Origin of the sequence: Mycolicibacterium nivoides, from assembly GCF_003855255.1 — a bacterium.
Taxonomy (GTDB): domain Bacteria; phylum Actinomycetota; class Actinomycetes; order Mycobacteriales; family Mycobacteriaceae; genus Mycobacterium; species Mycobacterium nivoides.
Window position 1 is genome coordinate 3,386,028 of the sequence record NZ_CP034072.1, and the last position, 16,764, is coordinate 3,402,791.

Consider the following 16,764-nt stretch of genomic DNA (forward strand, 5'->3'; position numbering starts at 1 on the left):
CCGAGCTGGATGCTGCTCGGGCCGGCATTCGTCGCCGCGATCGCCTACGTCGACCCCGGAAACGTCGCCGCGAATGTCAGCGCGGGAGCACAGTTCGGTTATCTGCTGGTCTGGGTGATCGTGGTGGCCAACGCCATGGCCGGGCTGGTGCAGTACCTCTCGGCCAAGCTGGGCCTGGTCACCGGCCGCTCCCTGCCCGAGGTGGTCGCCGACCACACCCGCACCCCGACCCGGATCGCCTACTGGATACAGGCCGAATTGGTCGCCGTCGCAACCGATCTCGCCGAGGTGGTGGGTGGAGCGATCGCCCTGTACCTGCTGTTCGACCTGCCGCTGCTACTCGGCGGAATCATCACTGGGGTGGTATCGCTACTGCTGCTGAGCGTGCAGAACCGCCGGGGTCAACGGGTGTTCGAGCGGGTGATCACCGGACTGCTGATGGTCATCGCCATCGGTTTTCTGACCAGTCTGTTCGTCGAGACTCCCCCGGCGGCCGACGTCGCGGCCGGGCTGATCCCCCGGTTCCAGGGCGCCGAAAGCCTGCTGCTGGCCACCGCGATGCTCGGCGCCACCGTGATGCCACACGCGGTCTACCTGCACTCGGGCCTGGCCCGCGATCGCCACGGCCAACCCGAACCGGGCGCCCAGCGGCGACGTCTGCTGCGGGTGACGCGCTACGACGTCGGCCTCGCGATGCTGCTGGCGGGTGCGGTGAACCTGGCCATGCTGCTGGTCGCGGCTACCAACCTGCAGGGACGCGACAACACCGATTCCATCGAGGGCGCCCACGCCGCGGTCAGCGACACCCTGGGCCCGACGGTCGCGCTGCTGTTCGCCATCGGACTGCTGGCCTCCGGCCTCGCGTCGACCTCGGTCGGCGCGTATGCGGGCGCGATGATCATGCAGGGATTGCTGCGTCGCTCCTACCCGTTGCTGCTGCGCCGGATGGTCACCCTGATCCCGGCCCTGGTCATCCTGGCCATCGGCGTCGACCCCAGCCGCGCCCTCGTGCTCTCCCAGGTCGTGCTGTCGTTCGGCATACCGCTGGCTCTGATCCCGCTGGTACGTCTGACCAGCAACACGACCCTGATGGGCGACGATGTCAATCACCGCGTCACCACGGCACTCGGCTGGGCCGTTGCCGGATTGATCAGTGTGCTCAACGTGGTGCTGATCTATCTGACCGTGAAGGGCTGAGTGCTCCGCACGCGTGCGTCGAGTTCCTGCGGCGCTGGGCAGGCTAGTCGCTGACCACGGCGGCCGCCAATTCGCTTATCACATCTGCGATTTCGCCCCTACGCCGCCAGGCCCGACGCTGACGCATAGCGCCGTTCCCCTCGGCGACGATGCGGCTGAGCTCGTCACGCACCATGTCGCAATCGCCCAACGCCACCAACGCCGGCCGCACAGTATCGACGAATCGGTCGAGCAGGTCCCGCACCGGGACCGTCGACTGATCTCCCAACAGATCGATGCCGTCGCCGTCGAGGCCATCGCGAGCGGCCTTCCAATGAGCCGCGCGGAGCTGGCAATCCGCCAGGCGCGGAGCCGGTTCGCCGTCGTCATGGGCGGTCATCGCCGTCATCACCCCGGCCCGGATCAACGTGGCCAGCAGCACCGTCTCGGCCACCGTCGCGGGCACATCGGAAACCCGCACCTCGACCGTCGGAAAGTTCGCCGACGGCCGGACATCCCAATAGATCATGCCGTCGTCCAGCGCGGCGCCGGCCCGCTCGAGCATGGCGACGGCGGCGTCGTACTGCGCGACCGAATCGAAATACGGCGGAGGCCCTGAGCTCGGCCACCGCGACCACAGCACGCTGCGGAAGCTGGCATAGCCACTGTCGGTGTTGCGATAGATCGCCGAATTGGCGGTCAGCGCCAACAACACGTGCAGCCACGGCCGCAGCCAGTTGCTGACGTGGATCGCGGCCTCACGGTCGGGCACCGCGACATGTACGTGACAGCCGCAGATGCCCTGTTCGTGGGCGATCATGCCGAACCGGTGGGCGATCCTGCGGTAGCGCGCGGTGGGCGTCACCGGGAATTTGTGCGGCACGGTCGGCGGCAGGCCGGCGGCCAACAGCTGCGCCCCGCTGGCGGCGGCGGCCTCGGTGGCGATCCGGCGCAACCTGGTCAGCTCGGAGCGCAACGCGCTGCTGCTGTTCATCACGGCCGTGGTGGTCTCGACCTGGCAGCTGGTCAGCTCCAGTTGCAGGTCCACCCCGTGCTCGGCGGCACTGGCGGCGACCTGCTTGTTACGGGCGACCGGTTCGCCGTGCTGTGGGTCGATGAGCAGGAACTCCTCCTCCACGCCCACCGTCGGATGACTCGTCACGGCTCAGAATTGCCCACCGCAGACGCCTCCAAACCTGCGCCGGCCGTGCCTAAGATCGGGTGATGCCCAACGATTTCCGCTTTGGCGTCAGCCTGCGAACCGCCGAATCCCAGTCGCAGATTGCCGACGCCGCCCGGCGTGCCGAAGACCTCGGCTTCCACGTGCTCAACGTGCCCGACCATCTCGGCGCGCCCGCCCCGTTCCCGACCCTGACCGCCGTCGCCGCGGCGACCAGCACGCTGCGCGTCGGGACGTTCGTGCTCAATGCCGGCTTCTACAAACCGGCGCTGTTGGCGCGCGATGCCACCGCCCTGCGGGATCTGTCCGGCGGCCGGTTCGACCTCGGGCTCGGCGCGGGCTACGTGCGCGAAGAGTTCGACGCCGCGGAACTGCCCTTCCCCAGCGCACGCGAACGCATCGACTATCTGCGCCACACCACCGAGTACCTGCGCGAGCATGCGCCCGACATCCCGATCCTCATCGCGGGCAACGGGGACCGGCTGCTGACCCTGGCCGCCCAGACCGCCGACATCATCGGCCTCACCGGTGGTGACCGGGTCCACGACGGCAACACTGACCCATTGGCCGACCGAATCTCGTTCCTGCGCAACGCTGCCGGTGACCGGTTCGACGAGCTGGAACTCAACATCGCCGTCACCGCGATGCCTGCGCCCGGCAGCGAGATGCCGATTCTCAACGTGCCCCGCCATTTCCTGCCGGGGCTCAGCGACGAAGAACTGCTGCGGCATCCCGGAGTGCTGTCGGGGTCGGTCAGCGCCATCGCCGACCGCATTCGCGGCCTGCGCGAGAAGTACGGGATCACCTACATCATCGTGCAGATCGCCCACGCCGAGGCATTCGGGAAGGTGATCGCCGAACTCCGGTAGAAATTCGTCCCATCCAGGGCGGTGCCGGCACCGAATCCCAGGTGTGGAGCAGATTCATCCTGGCAGACGGTCAGTCGCCGTCATCGGCAGCGGCGTCGCCGGCCTGACCGCTGCGTACGTCCTGTCGGCGCGCGACCGGGTCACTCTCCTGGAGTGCGACGACCGCTTCGGCGGACATGCTCATACCCAGCATGTCGTCGACGACGGCCGCACCGTCGCCCTCGACACCGCCTTCCTGGTGCACAACGACCGCACCTACCCAACTCTGTGCCGACTGTTCGATGAGCTGGGAATCCGTACGCAGAACACCGACATGTCGATGTCGGTGCGCGACGACGGCATCGGGCTGGAGTACGCCGGTGCACGCGGCCTCGGCGGCTTGTTCCCGGCCTGGTCCAACCTGACGCGGCCGCGTTACCTCCTGATGCTGGGTGAGATCACCCGATTCCACCGCCTGGCAACCCGGCTGCTGAACCGGCCGGCCCGCGGCGACGAGGAGAGCCTGGGCGCATTCATCCGGCGCCACGGGTTCTCCCGGTACTTCATCGACCGGTTCATGAGCCCACTGGTAGCGGCGGTCTGGTCGTGCCCGCCGAGTGAGGCGCTGGACTATCCGGCCCGCTACCTGTTCACCTTCCTTCAGCACCACGGCATGCTGTCGGTCTTCGGCTCCCCGACGTGGCGCACGGTGCAGGGCGGGTCGGCCACCTACGTCGACGCAATCGTGTCCCGATTGCACGAGGCGGTCACCGGCGCACACGTGCGATCCGTGCGGCGATGCCCCGATGGTGTTTCGGTCACCGTGGACGGCCGCGAGCCCCGGCAGTTCGACGCCGTCGTCATCGCCGCACACCCCGGCGAGGCGCTGTTGATGCTGGCCGAACCCACCGTTGCCGAACGATCCATCCTCGGAGCCATCCCCTACCACCTCAACCAGGCGCAACTGCACACCGACGAGTCCCTGCTGCCACGCCTACCGCGGGCGCGCGCATCCTGGAACTACCTGATCGACCCCTTCAATCGCGCAGTCACCGTCACCTACGACATCACCCGGTTGATGCGGTTGGGCGGCCCCCGCCGTTACCTGGTCACACTCGGCGGGGCCGATCGGGTCGACCCCTCGGCCGTGCTGTCCGAGATGCTCTACAGCCATCCGGCCTACACAGCTGAATCTGTTGCCGCTCAACAACTCCTACCTTCCCTCAACGATGACCGGGTGGTGTTCGCCGGCGCCTATCACGGCTGGGGATTTCACGAGGACGGCGCCTTGTCAGGTTGGCGGGCCGCCCAGCGACTGGGAGCCCGATGGGCCGGTCTCTCGGCACCGGAGCCGCTGACATGCTGACTCCCGCTATCTACCGGACCCGGATAACCCATGTCCGCCAGGCCCCGGTGCGTCATCGTTTCACCTACCGCGGGTACAGCTGGTACGTCGATCTGGACCGGATGCCGCGCCTACCCCGCTGGCTGGGTCCGTTCGCCCGGTTCGAGGTCGGCGACCACTTCGCCGGAACACCGAAAGACTCACTGCGTCAACGCGTTGATGCGTTTCTGCGGTCGCACGATGTGGACCTCGAGGGCGGCAGCGTGACCGCACTCCTGCAGGCGAGGGTGCTGGGATATGTGTTCAACCCGCTGAGCCTGTACTGGTGCCACGATGCCGGCGGCACGTTGCGCTTCGTGGTGGCCGAGGTGCACAACACCTACGGCCAGCGTCACGCCTATCTACTGCCCGCCCACGGGCGCGCCCACGTGGCGAAGCGCATGTACGTCTCACCGTTCAATGCCGTCGACGGGCACTACCGAGTCCTGGCTCCCGAACCCGCCGAGCACGTGGACGTGACGATTTCCCTTCACCGTCAAGGCCATCCGGCCTTTGTCGCCACGCTACGGGGTGACCGCAGGGTGGCGAGCACAGCGGAGATCATGCGCCTTCAACTGGCCGCGCCGCTGGCCCCGCTGGCAGGGGCCCTCGCCATCCGCATCGAGGGGATCAAGTTGTGGCTGCGCCGGGTTCCCGTGATACCCCGGCCCGCCGGCGAATCCACCACCACCGACCGAGGAAGGACCCTGTGAGCATCGAGACCGAGACGCGCTCCGGCATCGACCCGACCCGCTGGCCCGACGTGGCGCGGCCGCCGGGCGGACCGGCCGCCGTCATCGCCGGCGCCGCGGCCGGACGGCTGCTGAAGCGGGCCGCCGCCACGTTGCCGGTGCGGCTGGCGCTGCCCGGCGGAACCGTCATCGGGGCGGCCGACCCGACGTTGCCCACCATGGTCATCGACCGGCCGGACGCTCTCACCCGCAGGATCGGTCGGTACGGCCTGATCGGGTTCGGTGAGTCGTACATGGCCGGTGAGTGGCATTCGACCGACCTCGTCGGATTGCTCACCGAGTTCGGAAGATCGATGGGTGATCTGATTCCGGCTGCACTGCAACGATTCCGGAGCGTCACCCTGCCCCGGTCACCACGTTCCCAGCACAACGAGCCCGCACAGGCCCGACGGAACGTCTCGGCCCACTACGACCTGTCGAATGAGCTCTTCGCGGAGTTCCTCGACGAGACGATGACATACTCCAGCGCACTGTTCGAGCACCTTCCTGCCACTCCGGACGTACTGGCAGATGCCCAGCGCCGCAAGATCGACCGGTTGCTCGACGCGGCCGGTGTCGGGCCGGGCAGCCGGGTACTGGAGATCGGGACCGGGTGGGGCGAGCTCTGTATCCGTGCCGCCGCGCGGGGCGCGCAGGTCCGGTCGATCACCCTGTCGTCCGAGCAGCAGCGGCTGGCCCGGCACCGGGTGGCGGCCGCGGGCCTTGCCGACCGCGTCGACATCGACCTGCGCGATTACCGCGATGTCGACGGCTGCTACGACGCCGTGCTTTCCGTCGAGATGATCGAGGCGGTCGGATATCGATTCTGGCCCACTTACTTTCAGGCCCTCGACCGCCTCGTTCTCCCGGGCGGCCGGATCGCGATCCAGGCGATCACGATGCCGCACGACCGCATGCTGGCTACCCGCGACACCTACACCTGGATACAGAAGTACATCTTCCCGGGCGGGCTACTGCCCTCGACCAAGGCGATCATCGGCCTGACCGAACGCGGTACCCGGCTACGGACGGTCGACATGATGTCGCTGCGTCCGCACTACGCCGAGACCCTCCGGTTGTGGCGTGAGGGCTTCCTCGCGCGCCGCGACGCGCTTGCATCACAAGGATTCGACGATGTGTTCCAGCGGATGTGGGAGCTGTACCTGGCTTACTCCGAGGCGGGGTTCGCCGCCGGCTATCTCGACGTCTACCAGTGGACCTTCGCACCGACGGGAGGACACCGGTGAACCTGCTCGTGATCGCCTTGGCTTCGCTGGCCGCGCTGGCCGTCGTGCACGGGTCCACCTTTCTGATCGGCCGAAAACTCGGGCGGTACAACGTGGTCGACGTGGCCTGGGGTGTCGGTTTCATCGTGGTCGCCGCGATCAGTGCTGTCCTGGGCACCGGCGATCCCTTCCGCCGCATCCTGCTGCTGGGCCTGGTCGGCCTCTGGGCGGGACGGTTGTCCTGGCACATGGTGCTCAAATCGGCGGGAAAAGGTGAGGACCCGCGCTACCGGCAGCTGCTCGGCGGCGACTTCTCGGCCGGCCACGTGCTGCGCAAGATATTCGTGATCCAGGCGGCCGCAACGTGGTTCGTCTCGCTACCGGTGCAGCTGTCGGCCACCCTCGGACCGACGCCCACGGCCCTGCGGCCCGTTCTGATTGCCGGCGTGACGATCTGGGTCGTCGGGGTGGCCTTCGAGGCCGTCGGAGACCATCAGCTGCGCCGGTTCAAATCCGACCCGGCCAACAAGGGCGCGATCATGGACCGCGGCCTGTGGGCCTGGACGCGCCATCCCAACTATTTCGGGGACAGCTGTGTGTGGTGGGGGCTGTGGCTGGTGAGCATCTGCGGCTGGGTATCGCTGGTGACAGCGTTGTCCCCGGTGCTGATGACGTACTTCCTGGTGTACGCGACCGGTGCGCGCCTCGCCGAGAAACACATGGCCGGGCGGCCGGGATTCACTGAGTATTGTTCGCGCACTTCATTTTTCATTCCCGCCCCGCCGAGATCCGGATAAGCAGGACGATGCCGGCCCCGGTGGCTAGGCTGATGCGGGTGACCGCCGAACTCGACGCGTTGCTCCACCGGGTGGCCCGACAGGACGTCGACGCCTTCGCCGAACTGTACGACCAGACGAGGTCCAGGGTGTTCGGCCTGGTCACGCGGGTTCTTCGGGATCCGGGATACAGCGAGGAAACCACCCAGGACATCTACCTTCAGGTGTGGCACGCCGCGGGCACCTACAACCCGGCCGCCGGTTCCCCGATGGCCTGGCTGATGACGCTGGCACACCGGCGGGCGGTGGACCGGGTGCGCGCCGAACAGGCCGCCAGCCGGCGTGAGTCCCGCTACGGCGCGAGCAACGTGGAGCCGGCCGTCGACCACGTCGCGGACTCGGTGATCACCCGGGACGAGCAACGCAGGGTGGCCGACTGCCTGTCCTCGCTGACCGAGGACCAGCGCGAGTGCATCCACCTCGCCTACTACGACGGGCTGACCTACAGCCAGGTGTCCCAACGGCTGACAGCCAATCTCGCCACCATCAAATCCCGGATGCGTGACGCGATCCGCGGCCTCCGCAACTGTCTGGGGGCGGCATGACCGACCCGATGGACCCCGAGCTGACGACGCTGGCCACCCCGTACGCACTGCACGCGGTATCGGACGCCGAACGCACCGAGATCGAACAGCGCCTCGTGGCGGCACCGCCGGAGGTCGCCGCGCAGTTCGCGAGCGAGGTACGGGACGTGCGCGAGACCATGGCCACCGTGGCGGCGGGCACCGCACTGGAGCCGCCCGCAGACCTGCGGGACCGGCTGCTCGCGGCGGTGTCGGCGGGTGCACAGCGACCCACCCGGCACTGGTGGCGAACCGCCGCACTGGCCGCCGCGGCCGCCGTCGTGGTCGCCGTCGCGGGCATCGGGATAGGCATCGCGATGCGGCCGGCCCCGACACCGTCGGCCGCCGAACAGATCTTTGCCGCCCCCGACGTGCGGACCGTGTCCGGCGCGATCCCCACCGGCGGAACCGCGACGGTGGTGTTCTCCCGCGAACGCGACGCCGGCGTGCTGGTGATGAACGGGGTCACGCCGCCGGAAGCCGGCACGGTCTATCAGATGTGGCTGCTGCGCGAGGGCGGGCCGGAATCGGCGGGCACCATGGACTCTGCGGCCGTCGCGCCGTCGACTACGGCGGTGCTACCGAACCTGGGTGACGCGTCGGCATTGGCTTTCACCGTCGAGCCGGGTCGCGGTTCGACGGCACCGACCACGCCGATCTTCGCCGAGCTGCCCCTGCGGTGATGTGACGTGCATGGGGTGGGCGAAACCGGGGTACTGCTGAGACGACCGTGCGAATTGGCCATACGGAAGTAGGTGACGCGAGATGTCACAGAACGCGGAGAACCTCAGCAAGGCGCCCACTCCCGATCAGGCCGAGGACAACGCCTTCTTCCCGTCGCCCTACTCGTTGAGTCAGTACACCTCACCCAAGACCGACTTCGCCGGTGTCGAACACAAGGGCGCCTACACCGAGGGCCGGTGGAAGGTGCTGATGATCGCCGCAGAAGAGCGATATGTGCTGTGCCAGAACGGAAAGATGTTCTCCACCGGCAACCACCCGGTGGAGATGCTGCTGCCGCTGCACCATCTGATGCAGACCGGATTCGACGTCGACGTCGCGACCATCTCCGGGTACCCGGCCAAGCTGGAGTTGTGGGCCATGCCCCACGAGGACCGGGCGGTGACCTCGACCTACGAGGCCCTCAAACCCAAGCTCAAGCAACCGCACAGGCTGTCCGACCTGGTCGACGACCTCAGGGCCTCCGATTATCTCGCGGTCTTCATCCCCGGCGGCCACGGTGCCGTCGTCGGGCTGCCCGGCAGCGAAGCGGTGGGCCGGACATTGAACTGGGCCCTGGACCACGGCCGGTTCATCATCACGCTGTGTCATGGTCCGGCGGCCCTGCTGGCCGCCGGCCTCGGCAAGGCCCGGTCACCGTTGGCCGGGTATTCGGTGTGCGTGTTCCCCGACTCGCTCGACGAGGGGCCCAACATCGAGATCGGCTACCTGCCTGGGCGCCTGCAGTGGCTCGTGGCCGACCTGCTGACCAAGCAAGGGCTCACCGTCGTCAACGACAAGATGGCCGGCACCGTGCATCAAGACCGCCGGCTGCTCACCGGCGACAGCCCACTGGCCTCCGATGCGCTGGGCAAGCTGGCCGTCAACTGTCTGCTCGACGCCCTCGGGACGGCACCTCAGTCCTGATCGGCCTCAGACCCCTGCCTGCCCGTCGATGCGTTCCCGGATCAGGTCCGCATGCCCGCAGTGGCGGGCGTACTCGGCGATCATGTGCGTATAGATCCAGCGCAAGCTGACCTCGCCGCCCATGAAGGCCGCGGTGTCGTGGAGCTCGCGCGCCGCGGCGTTGATACGCGCCTGCTCGACCTCGTCCTGCCAGATTTGCGCTGCGACGGCGAACGACGACTCAGCGGACACCTCGAAACCACCATCGTGTCCGTCTGGATCCCGCTGCCCGAAGATCGCCGGCGCGTCCTCACCGGTGAGCACTCTGCGGAACCAGTTCCGCTCCACCTCCGCCGCGTGCTGCACCAGGCCCTGCAGGCTCAGCCCGGACGGCGGCACCGACGCCGAACGCAGCTGTTCGTCATCCAGTCCTTCACATTTGAGCGCCAACGTGGCCCGATAGAAGTCCAGCCAGCTCTCCAGCGTCGTGCGCTCATCGGCATTCATCGGCGGCATCGGCCGCTGGATCGACGTCATGGTCTGTGATGCTGCCATCGCGCAGGACACTGGGACGGACCGACCGCAGTGGAGGGCTCGGGGCGGCCCGACGAACGCTTCCTGTGCTCACCTTTGCGCAAGCTGTGTGTTGATGAGAGTTCCGCGAGGGAGCCGGTCCGTGTGGCGGCGCCGCGTGACATTTAGTTATGCTTAATATTGCGAAGGCATACGATTGAGCCCGCGCACCAGCACCTGAACATCTGGCATCACGCGGTCGGGGAGTGATGTGACCAGACCATCGGTCATCATCGAGGAGATCGGCATGACTGCCCTCAGCCCCCCGCCCGTCGACTTGAGGTCTTTGCGGCCCGCCGAGCCGGTGCCCCGGCGACGCAGGTTCATCCCCCGGTCACGCCGGGGCAAAACGGCCATCGCCGGCGGATTGGCCGTGCTACTCGTCGCCGGCTTGCTCGGCGCGACGTACACGAGCTCGCCGGGAGCCACCTTGTCGGGCGCCCAGAAGGCGATCTTCCCCGAGCACGCGCAAGACGTCGCCCTGACCGCTGTCGTCGACGACCTGAAACGGGCGCAGGACATCCTGGGCAGCGGGCAGCAGCCCACAGCCGATCAATTGACCGACGCCCGCACAGCACTGAATCAGGCCAAGCAGGGTCTGGACTACGTATCACCGTCGCCTCAGCGCACCAGTCTGCAGAACCTCTATCTGCAACTGACACAACAACTTCTGCAGTACACACCCGATTCGGTACAACAACTGGCGGCACTGCCCGCACCCGCTGCGCCACCGCAGGCGCCCGACGCGGTACTGACAAGCGCGTCCGCACCGACCTGGGGGTACGCGGGCGCGGGTGACGACTTCATCCCACCGCCACCCGATGTTCCGGTCGAGCCAGCAGCCGGCTGGCCCCAGCCCGCGGATCCGCCGTTGACTCCCAACCTCGGGTACCTGGGTTACTACGACCCGTCCTGGGGACAGCTGTACGGCTACAACCCGACCGGCTGGTACAACTACGATCTCGGCGGCTACAACCAGTACGGCTACGACTTCGTCGGCTACGACCGCTGGGGATATGACCGGTGGGGCTACGACCGCTGGGGGTATGACCACTGGGGGTACAACTGGGCCGGCTACAACTGGGCCGGCTACGACCGTGACGGCTGGGACCGCAACGGCTGCAACGAATGGGGCCAGCGCCGTGGCTACCCCGGTGACCCGCGCAGGCAGGACTGGTATGACCACCACCACCCGTACAAGCAGTACTACCAGTGGAAGTTCCAGAACCACGATCCGGTGTACCGCCGCGCGCAGTGGAATCGGGCCCACGGGTTCAACCCGGACAGGTACCAGAACTGGAACATGAACCGGGATTGGCACAATCCGCGCAACCGCGACTGGGCACGGCCGGCCATCCCCGATTCGGCCGTCAAAGTGAACATCCGGATCTCGTCTCCGGTGGTGAACCTGAATGCCTCACTGGCGCAGTTCATCTCCAACGACAAGGCGACGCGCAGCTCCAGGGAGCTGATGAAGAACCTCGCGGACAAGTCCGCCCGTGACTTCACCAAGGAACTCACCCCTCGGCCCACCATCCTCACCGGGCCGCCGTCGGCGTCAGCCCTGAAGGACCGTCCCGAACCACCCACGGCAAACCACGAAACATCTTTTGCACCACCGGCATTGACGGCGGCCGCGCCGGCTGCGGTCCCATCGAAGGTGTCACCCGGGTTTTCCGCGCCCAAAGTTCCACCGGCGCCCGCCTACACCCCGCCGGTGACCGACAAACCGCGCGAGAAGCCAGAGCCCGTACCGGACAACACGGCACCGAATTCGGACCCGGATCGTTCCGCCGGGCAGATGCCGACTCCCCCCAAAGGGGACGCACCAGACCGCGCTGGGGCCCCGCCCGCCGAGCGGAGACCGGGGGGCCCGTCCAGCCCCGAGGTCGCGCCACCGGCCGAATCGAAACCCGAACCGAAAACGGAGCGGCCATCCGACCCCGCGGTGACCCCGCCCCGCGAAGGCTCGGAGCCCCACCGGGACAATCCCGTTCGTGAGGCGCCGGCACCAGAAGCGCCGACGCCGGATGCGCCGGTCCAGCAGGCCCCGACCCGGGAAGATCCACCGCGACAGCGCTCCGCACCGGAACCCACGGCACAGGCCCCCGAACCGCCGCGGCAGAGGACCGCACCGGAACCCCAGGCTCCTGCTCCCGAGGCCCCGGTCCGACAGGCGCCCGTCCAACAAGCGCCCGTCCGAGAGGCACCGCCCGCACAGGAGGCGCCTGCCCGGCAGAAGCCCGAGCGGCAGGCACCGCAATCTGATCCGGGCCCACGTCAGGCGCCCGAACAGCCACGGTCAAAGGGACCCAAGTGTTCTTCATTTCCCATGTGCTGAACACCGGCGTCCGCTTCGAGCCTGACCCCACCGAACCGATCTGATCACCGCACCCGCGATGACGGTATTGCGGTGACGGTGACGAATGCGCTGCACTTGAGCCAAAGGGTTGGCGACGACGACGTGGTGGCGGATTCGGTCATCCAATCGAGGAGGCAGACGCAATGGGCATGGAAGGGTCGGTCACGGTGCGGATGTCCGCGCCGGCGGACCGCATCTGGGATCTCATCTCCGATGTGCGCAACACCGGAAAGTTCTCGCCGGAGGTGATGGAAGCCGAGTGGCTCCGCGGTGCGACCGGTCCCGCACTGGGCGCCCGGTTCCGCGGGCACGTGAAGCGCAACGAGATCGGTCCCGTCTACTGGACCACCTGCAAGGTGACGGCCTGCGAGCCCGGGCGTGAGTTCGGCTTCGCCGTCCTGGCCGGCGACCGAGCCGTCAACACTTGGCACTACCGATTGACACCGGTAGGAACCGAGACCGACGTCACCGAATCCTTCCGGATGCCCCCAGGAGCTTTCACCGCCGTGTTCTCGCTGCTCGGCGGCCAGCTCCGTCGCCGCCGCAACGTCCGCGACATGCGTAAGACGCTGGAACGGATCAAGGCCGTGGTGGAGACCGACGAGCAGTAGCCACCTCACGTGAAGGACTGCCACGCGCCGAGTTAGGCACCTAACTCAGGTGAGCAAGATCGAGCCAGCTCTCGGCGATGTGCAAGACGTGACCGGTGGGCAGCGTTTCCAGCCGGGCACCCGGTATCGCAGCTGCGGTGACGCGGCCCAACCGCATGGGGATGGCGGTATCTTTCGATCCCCAGATCACCAGGCATTGCGTGGTGATGCGGTCAGCGCGTGGGCGCAGGTCGTGCTCGGGCGAAGCGAAACTGCGCCACATCGATGCGGTGAGTGGCGACGCGACTTCAACGGGGAAGCTCGGAAATCGGAGTGGAGGGTTCGCCAGATCAGCTGAAGGGTTTCCAGACGCCGTCTACCGGAGCACCGCACAGTGCCGCACCACTCATGGTCCGATGCGCATCGGCGCCGGGTTCCACAGGCCGCTGCGGGTGGCCCTGCCGAGGTCGACACGGGCCTCGGGAGCCCTCACGATGGGGTCGAAGCGTCGCACGGAGCCCCAATCGCGTCCCCAGTCCCGGGACAGATAGGTGGGCATGACGTGAGCGCGCAACAGGAGATCGGTGACGCCCAGCGGGCCGCCGTTGTCTCCGCTCTGCCAAGTGTCGGGCATCTCGATCTTGGCGGGATAGTCCGGGGAGATCCGGTATTTGGGGACTTGAGCGACGCCGTTGGCATGCAGCATGGGCTGTTGACAGGGGAAGACCAAACCCACGGCCCAGTCGAGAAGAACCGGCTGTGTGGAACCCAGATATTCTTGCACCGAACGTAATTCGGGCATCCGAGGCGGCGTGACGGCCACCCAGTCGCCGATGTTGAGCGAACGGTCCTCTGCAACGACTCGAACGAAGCGGGCATCGGAAGGGATCTGGCTGCGGGGGAAACGCAGGTTGCGCCAAGCGGGCTGCGGGCCGATGTCGTACGGGGTGAGCCTGCCGCCGGACACAGGTGTGCCGTCGGGCCCCGGTTTGCCGTATTCGAGCACCACGTTCTGCGCTGTGGTGCGCCCACGAAGGACGCTGTTGCCGGTGATGGTGCCCGCGGCGGTGATCACCACGAGCGGGTGATCGGCATCGGCGGCGGGAAGTCGGTACCACGCCGAGGTCAGTGTGCTGACTTGTTGGGGACCGGCAGTGAAGCTGCCTGCCAGCGGTACCCGCGCGGGGTCCAGGCCGTAGGGCAGCACGACGCTGGAGCCGTTGACCCCGGGTTGTTCCAGAGCGGTGGGCCCGTCCCAGTCGTAGTCGGTTCCGGATTTGGCCTGGCTCTGCCAGATCGACTCGGCCAGCGTGTGTTCGGGCACTCCGTCAGGGCTGAACCCGGCGGCGTCACTGCCGCCCAATGGGCCCAGTGGACCGTATGTTCCAGCCATCGGGGCCAGGAATCCGGTGTTGGCGTCAGGTTCGACGAGTACGTCGTCGGCCAGCCCGCACCCTCCGGCCAGCTCGCGCAGATTGGCCCACCCGTTGGAGTAGCTGGGGTATTCCTTGATCGCTCCGGTCAGCATCGAACCGGCGGACACCACCACCATGAACCCGGCCGCCACCGGCACGGGTGCCGCAGTCACCAGCCGGGCTAACCGCGATTCGGGCCGCATCGGTGCGGCCAGGTGCAGCCAACCGGCATAGCCGGCGGTCAGCAGGCACAGCGCGAAAAGGACCATGCTGACAGTGATCGGCCCCCAGTGCGGACTGCTGTCGTTGAACGGCACGCCGTAGCTGGAGACGTACCAATAGCCGTTGGTCGACGCGAAACACACAGCGAGAACAAAGAATACGATCGCCACGAAGGCCACCCGGTTGCGTACCGAGCGCAGCACCGTCGGCCCGAGCAGCACGGTGGCCACCGCGGCCATGGCGGCGCCGACGGCAGCGAACAACCCGAAATGGTGAATCCACTTCGTCGGGGCGAACGTCAGCAGGAACAGGGTCGCGAAGATGACACCCATCAACCGCCACACCGGACCGGTGGCAATGCCGGCAATCCGCTTGCGCCGCAACAACAACAGTATCGACGGGAACAGACACGCCATCGTGATCAGAATTCCGAAACGCCGCGACACTGCAGCGTCGGTGGTCGGCAGGACCAGATAGAAATAGCGCAGATTCTCGGTATACCAGGGCTGAGCGGGTCCGATGGCCGTGCGTACGGCGGTGGCCTCACGCACCGCGGCGATGGTCTGGTCGGCGAAGATCACCGTCAGCACGACGACGCCGGCCGCGGCCAGCGGCAACAGCACCGGCCAGATCCCCACCGTTTTCGCGCGGGCAACGATGATCCGCAGGATCGGGCGCCCACCTGCCAGCAGAACGGCGACCGCGATGATCCCCGTCGGCTGGATCCCGAGCGTGAATGCGGCTACAACGATCGCCAGCCCCACCGGGGTTGCGCGGCGGGTCATGATGGCGCGTTCAACGAGCACGTAGGTGATCAGCGCGCCGGTGGCGATCTGACCTTCGGGCCGCAGTCCGTTGTTGAACGGCATCCATGCCGCGATGAAGACCAGCGCCGCCGCCCACACCGCCGCGCGGTTGCCTGCCACCGCGGGACCGAGGCGAGGCAACACCTCACGGGAGAGCAGCAGCCAACACACCAACGCGCAGATCAGATCCGGCAGGCGCAACCACAGGCTGGCGTGGCTGACATGGGTCATCGCCGCGATCAGTTCGTAGTACCAACCGAACGGGTCTTCGGGGCTGCCGAACCAACGGAAGTAGTTCGCCATGTAACCGGCATGGCTGGCAGTGTTGGCCATGCCGAACTGATAACCGTCATCCGAAGATCCCGCGCCGGCGACGAACCAGAACACCGACACCGCGATCACGGTCGCGTCCACAGCGTTGAAGTAGCGCCAACGAGCAGGAATGAGTCGCCGGCCGCGACGCCCGTCGAGGCGATCAAGCCGCCACAATGCCAGCAGGCCAACGACAGTGCCCAGGATTCCGGCGAGCATCGCCGCCGTTTTCAGCGGTGACGGAGAGCTGGTGAAGCGGGTGTCGATCGTCGCGGACAACGACAACCCCGACGGCGCCGGACCGGTCAGGTCGGTGAACACCCCGACGATCTGGGGCCGGAGGTTCGGGTCGGCGAACCCACCACGCAGTGTCGTACCGGTGTCGGGATCGGTCAGGCCGCCGATCGTGGCGAACGTGCCCGCCGTCGACGAGGACACTTCCAGCCGTTGGCAAGCAGGGTCCGCCATTCGGTTGCGCGGCACGCTGAGGACGACAACATTGCGTGCGATCACGTCGACGCGCTGCTCGGTGGCCCTCACGAACAGCCCGTTGAGCATCGCCCCCTTGCCGGCCGGCGGCGCCGTCCCCAGCACCAGCTCAGCTGTAGCCGGCATCTCGCGAATCACGGTGCATGGCACCGACGCCGTCAACGACACCGGCGTCAACGAGACCAACGGCGCGGTGACACTGCCCAACTGCCCGCCTTGCGGCCAGTTCAGTGTCGCCGTGGTCTGCACGACCGGCAAAACCGGGATCAGCACACTGGCCACAAAACCCACAAGGCCGGCGATGACCGCCACGAGCCGGGTCACTCGCAACGGCCGGGTCGGCGTCACCGGGTCCTCAGCGGGTACACCGCCTACGAGGGAGGTGGTGTCGCGCACCAAGCTCACCGGGCTACTCCGATCGTCGA

15 protein-coding genes are annotated in these 16,764 nt (G+C 67.4%); 11 read left to right on the plus strand and 4 right to left on the minus strand.

Annotated features, from left to right (window positions below):
* Positions 1–9 precede the first annotated feature (9 nt).
* Positions 10–1,197 (plus strand): Nramp family divalent metal transporter, encoded by a 1,188-nt coding sequence (locus EH231_RS16225; RefSeq protein WP_234927478.1) that lies wholly within the window; start codon positions 10–12, stop codon positions 1,195–1,197.
* 43 nt (positions 1,198–1,240) lie between these two features.
* Here the strand turns inward: EH231_RS16225 and EH231_RS16230 are convergent, their stop codons facing one another.
* A complete protein-coding gene (locus tag EH231_RS16230) occupies positions 1,241–2,338 on the minus strand; it encodes a glutamate--cysteine ligase 2 (protein WP_124712772.1) in 1,098 nt (365 codons plus the stop codon).
* Positions 2,339–2,400: 62 nt separating this feature from the next.
* Here EH231_RS16230 and EH231_RS16235 point away from each other — a divergent pair, with 62 nt between their 5' ends.
* The 8 genes from EH231_RS16235 to hchA all read left to right on the plus strand — a co-directional run bounded on the left by EH231_RS16235 (position 2,401) and on the right by hchA (position 9,591).
* Positions 2,401–3,225 (plus strand): LLM class F420-dependent oxidoreductase, encoded by an 825-nt coding sequence (locus EH231_RS16235; protein WP_164480916.1) that lies wholly within the window; start codon positions 2,401–2,403, stop codon positions 3,223–3,225.
* A gap of 43 nt (positions 3,226–3,268) precedes the next feature.
* Complete coding sequence (locus EH231_RS16240; protein ID WP_124712774.1) at positions 3,269–4,570, plus strand: NAD(P)/FAD-dependent oxidoreductase; 1,302 nt, start codon at positions 3,269–3,271, stop codon at positions 4,568–4,570.
* Positions 4,564–5,301, plus strand: coding sequence for a DUF1365 domain-containing protein (locus tag EH231_RS16245; RefSeq protein ID WP_124712775.1), 738 nt, complete (start codon positions 4,564–4,566; stop codon positions 5,299–5,301). Before EH231_RS16240 ends, EH231_RS16245 begins: the two co-directional genes overlap by 7 nt.
* On the plus strand, positions 5,298–6,566 hold the full coding sequence (locus EH231_RS16250; RefSeq protein ID WP_124712776.1) for a class I SAM-dependent methyltransferase: 1,269 nt from the start codon (positions 5,298–5,300) through the stop codon (positions 6,564–6,566). Before EH231_RS16245 ends, EH231_RS16250 begins: the two co-directional genes overlap by 4 nt.
* On the plus strand, positions 6,563–7,342 hold the full coding sequence (locus EH231_RS16255; RefSeq protein WP_409543161.1) for a DUF1295 domain-containing protein: 780 nt from the start codon (positions 6,563–6,565) through the stop codon (positions 7,340–7,342). Before EH231_RS16250 ends, EH231_RS16255 begins: the two co-directional genes overlap by 4 nt.
* An 8-nt stretch (positions 7,343–7,350) precedes the next feature.
* On the plus strand, positions 7,351–7,926 hold the full coding sequence (locus tag EH231_RS16260) for a sigma-70 family RNA polymerase sigma factor (RefSeq protein WP_090427123.1): 576 nt from the start codon (positions 7,351–7,353) through the stop codon (positions 7,924–7,926).
* Positions 7,923–8,627, plus strand: coding sequence for an anti-sigma factor (locus tag EH231_RS16265; protein ID WP_124712777.1), 705 nt, complete (start codon positions 7,923–7,925; stop codon positions 8,625–8,627). The genes EH231_RS16260 and EH231_RS16265 overlap by 4 nt, the downstream gene beginning before the upstream one ends.
* 82 nt (positions 8,628–8,709) lie before the next feature.
* Positions 8,710–9,591, plus strand: a complete 882-nt coding sequence (gene hchA, locus EH231_RS16270; protein WP_090427118.1) for a glyoxalase III HchA — start codon at positions 8,710–8,712, stop codon at positions 9,589–9,591.
* Between the two features lie 6 nt (positions 9,592–9,597).
* On the opposite strand, the gene EH231_RS16275 is transcribed toward hchA, so the two are convergent.
* Positions 9,598–10,107: a DinB family protein gene (locus EH231_RS16275; RefSeq protein ID WP_164481207.1), complete on the minus strand. Its 510-nt coding sequence runs from the start codon at positions 10,105–10,107 to the stop codon at positions 9,598–9,600.
* Positions 10,108–10,354: 247 nt separating this feature from the next.
* On the opposite strand from EH231_RS16275, the gene EH231_RS16280 reads away from it, so the two are divergent.
* Both EH231_RS16280 and EH231_RS16285 read left to right on the plus strand, forming a co-directional pair.
* Positions 10,355–12,484 (plus strand): hypothetical protein, encoded by a 2,130-nt coding sequence (locus tag EH231_RS16280; RefSeq protein ID WP_124712778.1) that lies wholly within the window; start codon positions 10,355–10,357, stop codon positions 12,482–12,484.
* Between the two features lie 170 nt (positions 12,485–12,654).
* Positions 12,655–13,116 carry an SRPBCC family protein gene (locus tag EH231_RS16285; RefSeq protein WP_090428774.1) on the plus strand — a complete coding sequence of 154 codons (462 nt, stop codon included), beginning with the start codon at positions 12,655–12,657 and terminating at the stop codon, positions 13,114–13,116.
* Positions 13,117–13,156: 40 nt separating this feature from the next.
* Here the strand turns inward: EH231_RS16285 and EH231_RS16290 are convergent, their stop codons facing one another.
* The gene (locus EH231_RS16290; protein ID WP_124712779.1) at positions 13,157–13,378 is read right to left on the minus strand and encodes an alpha/beta fold hydrolase; all 222 of its coding nucleotides are present in this window, start codon (positions 13,376–13,378) and stop codon (positions 13,157–13,159) included.
* A gap of 123 nt (positions 13,379–13,501) precedes the next feature.
* The gene (locus EH231_RS16295) at positions 13,502–16,735 is read right to left on the minus strand and encodes an arabinosyltransferase domain-containing protein (RefSeq protein ID WP_164481208.1); all 3,234 of its coding nucleotides are present in this window, start codon (positions 16,733–16,735) and stop codon (positions 13,502–13,504) included.
* Positions 16,736–16,764: the final 29 nt, after the last annotated feature.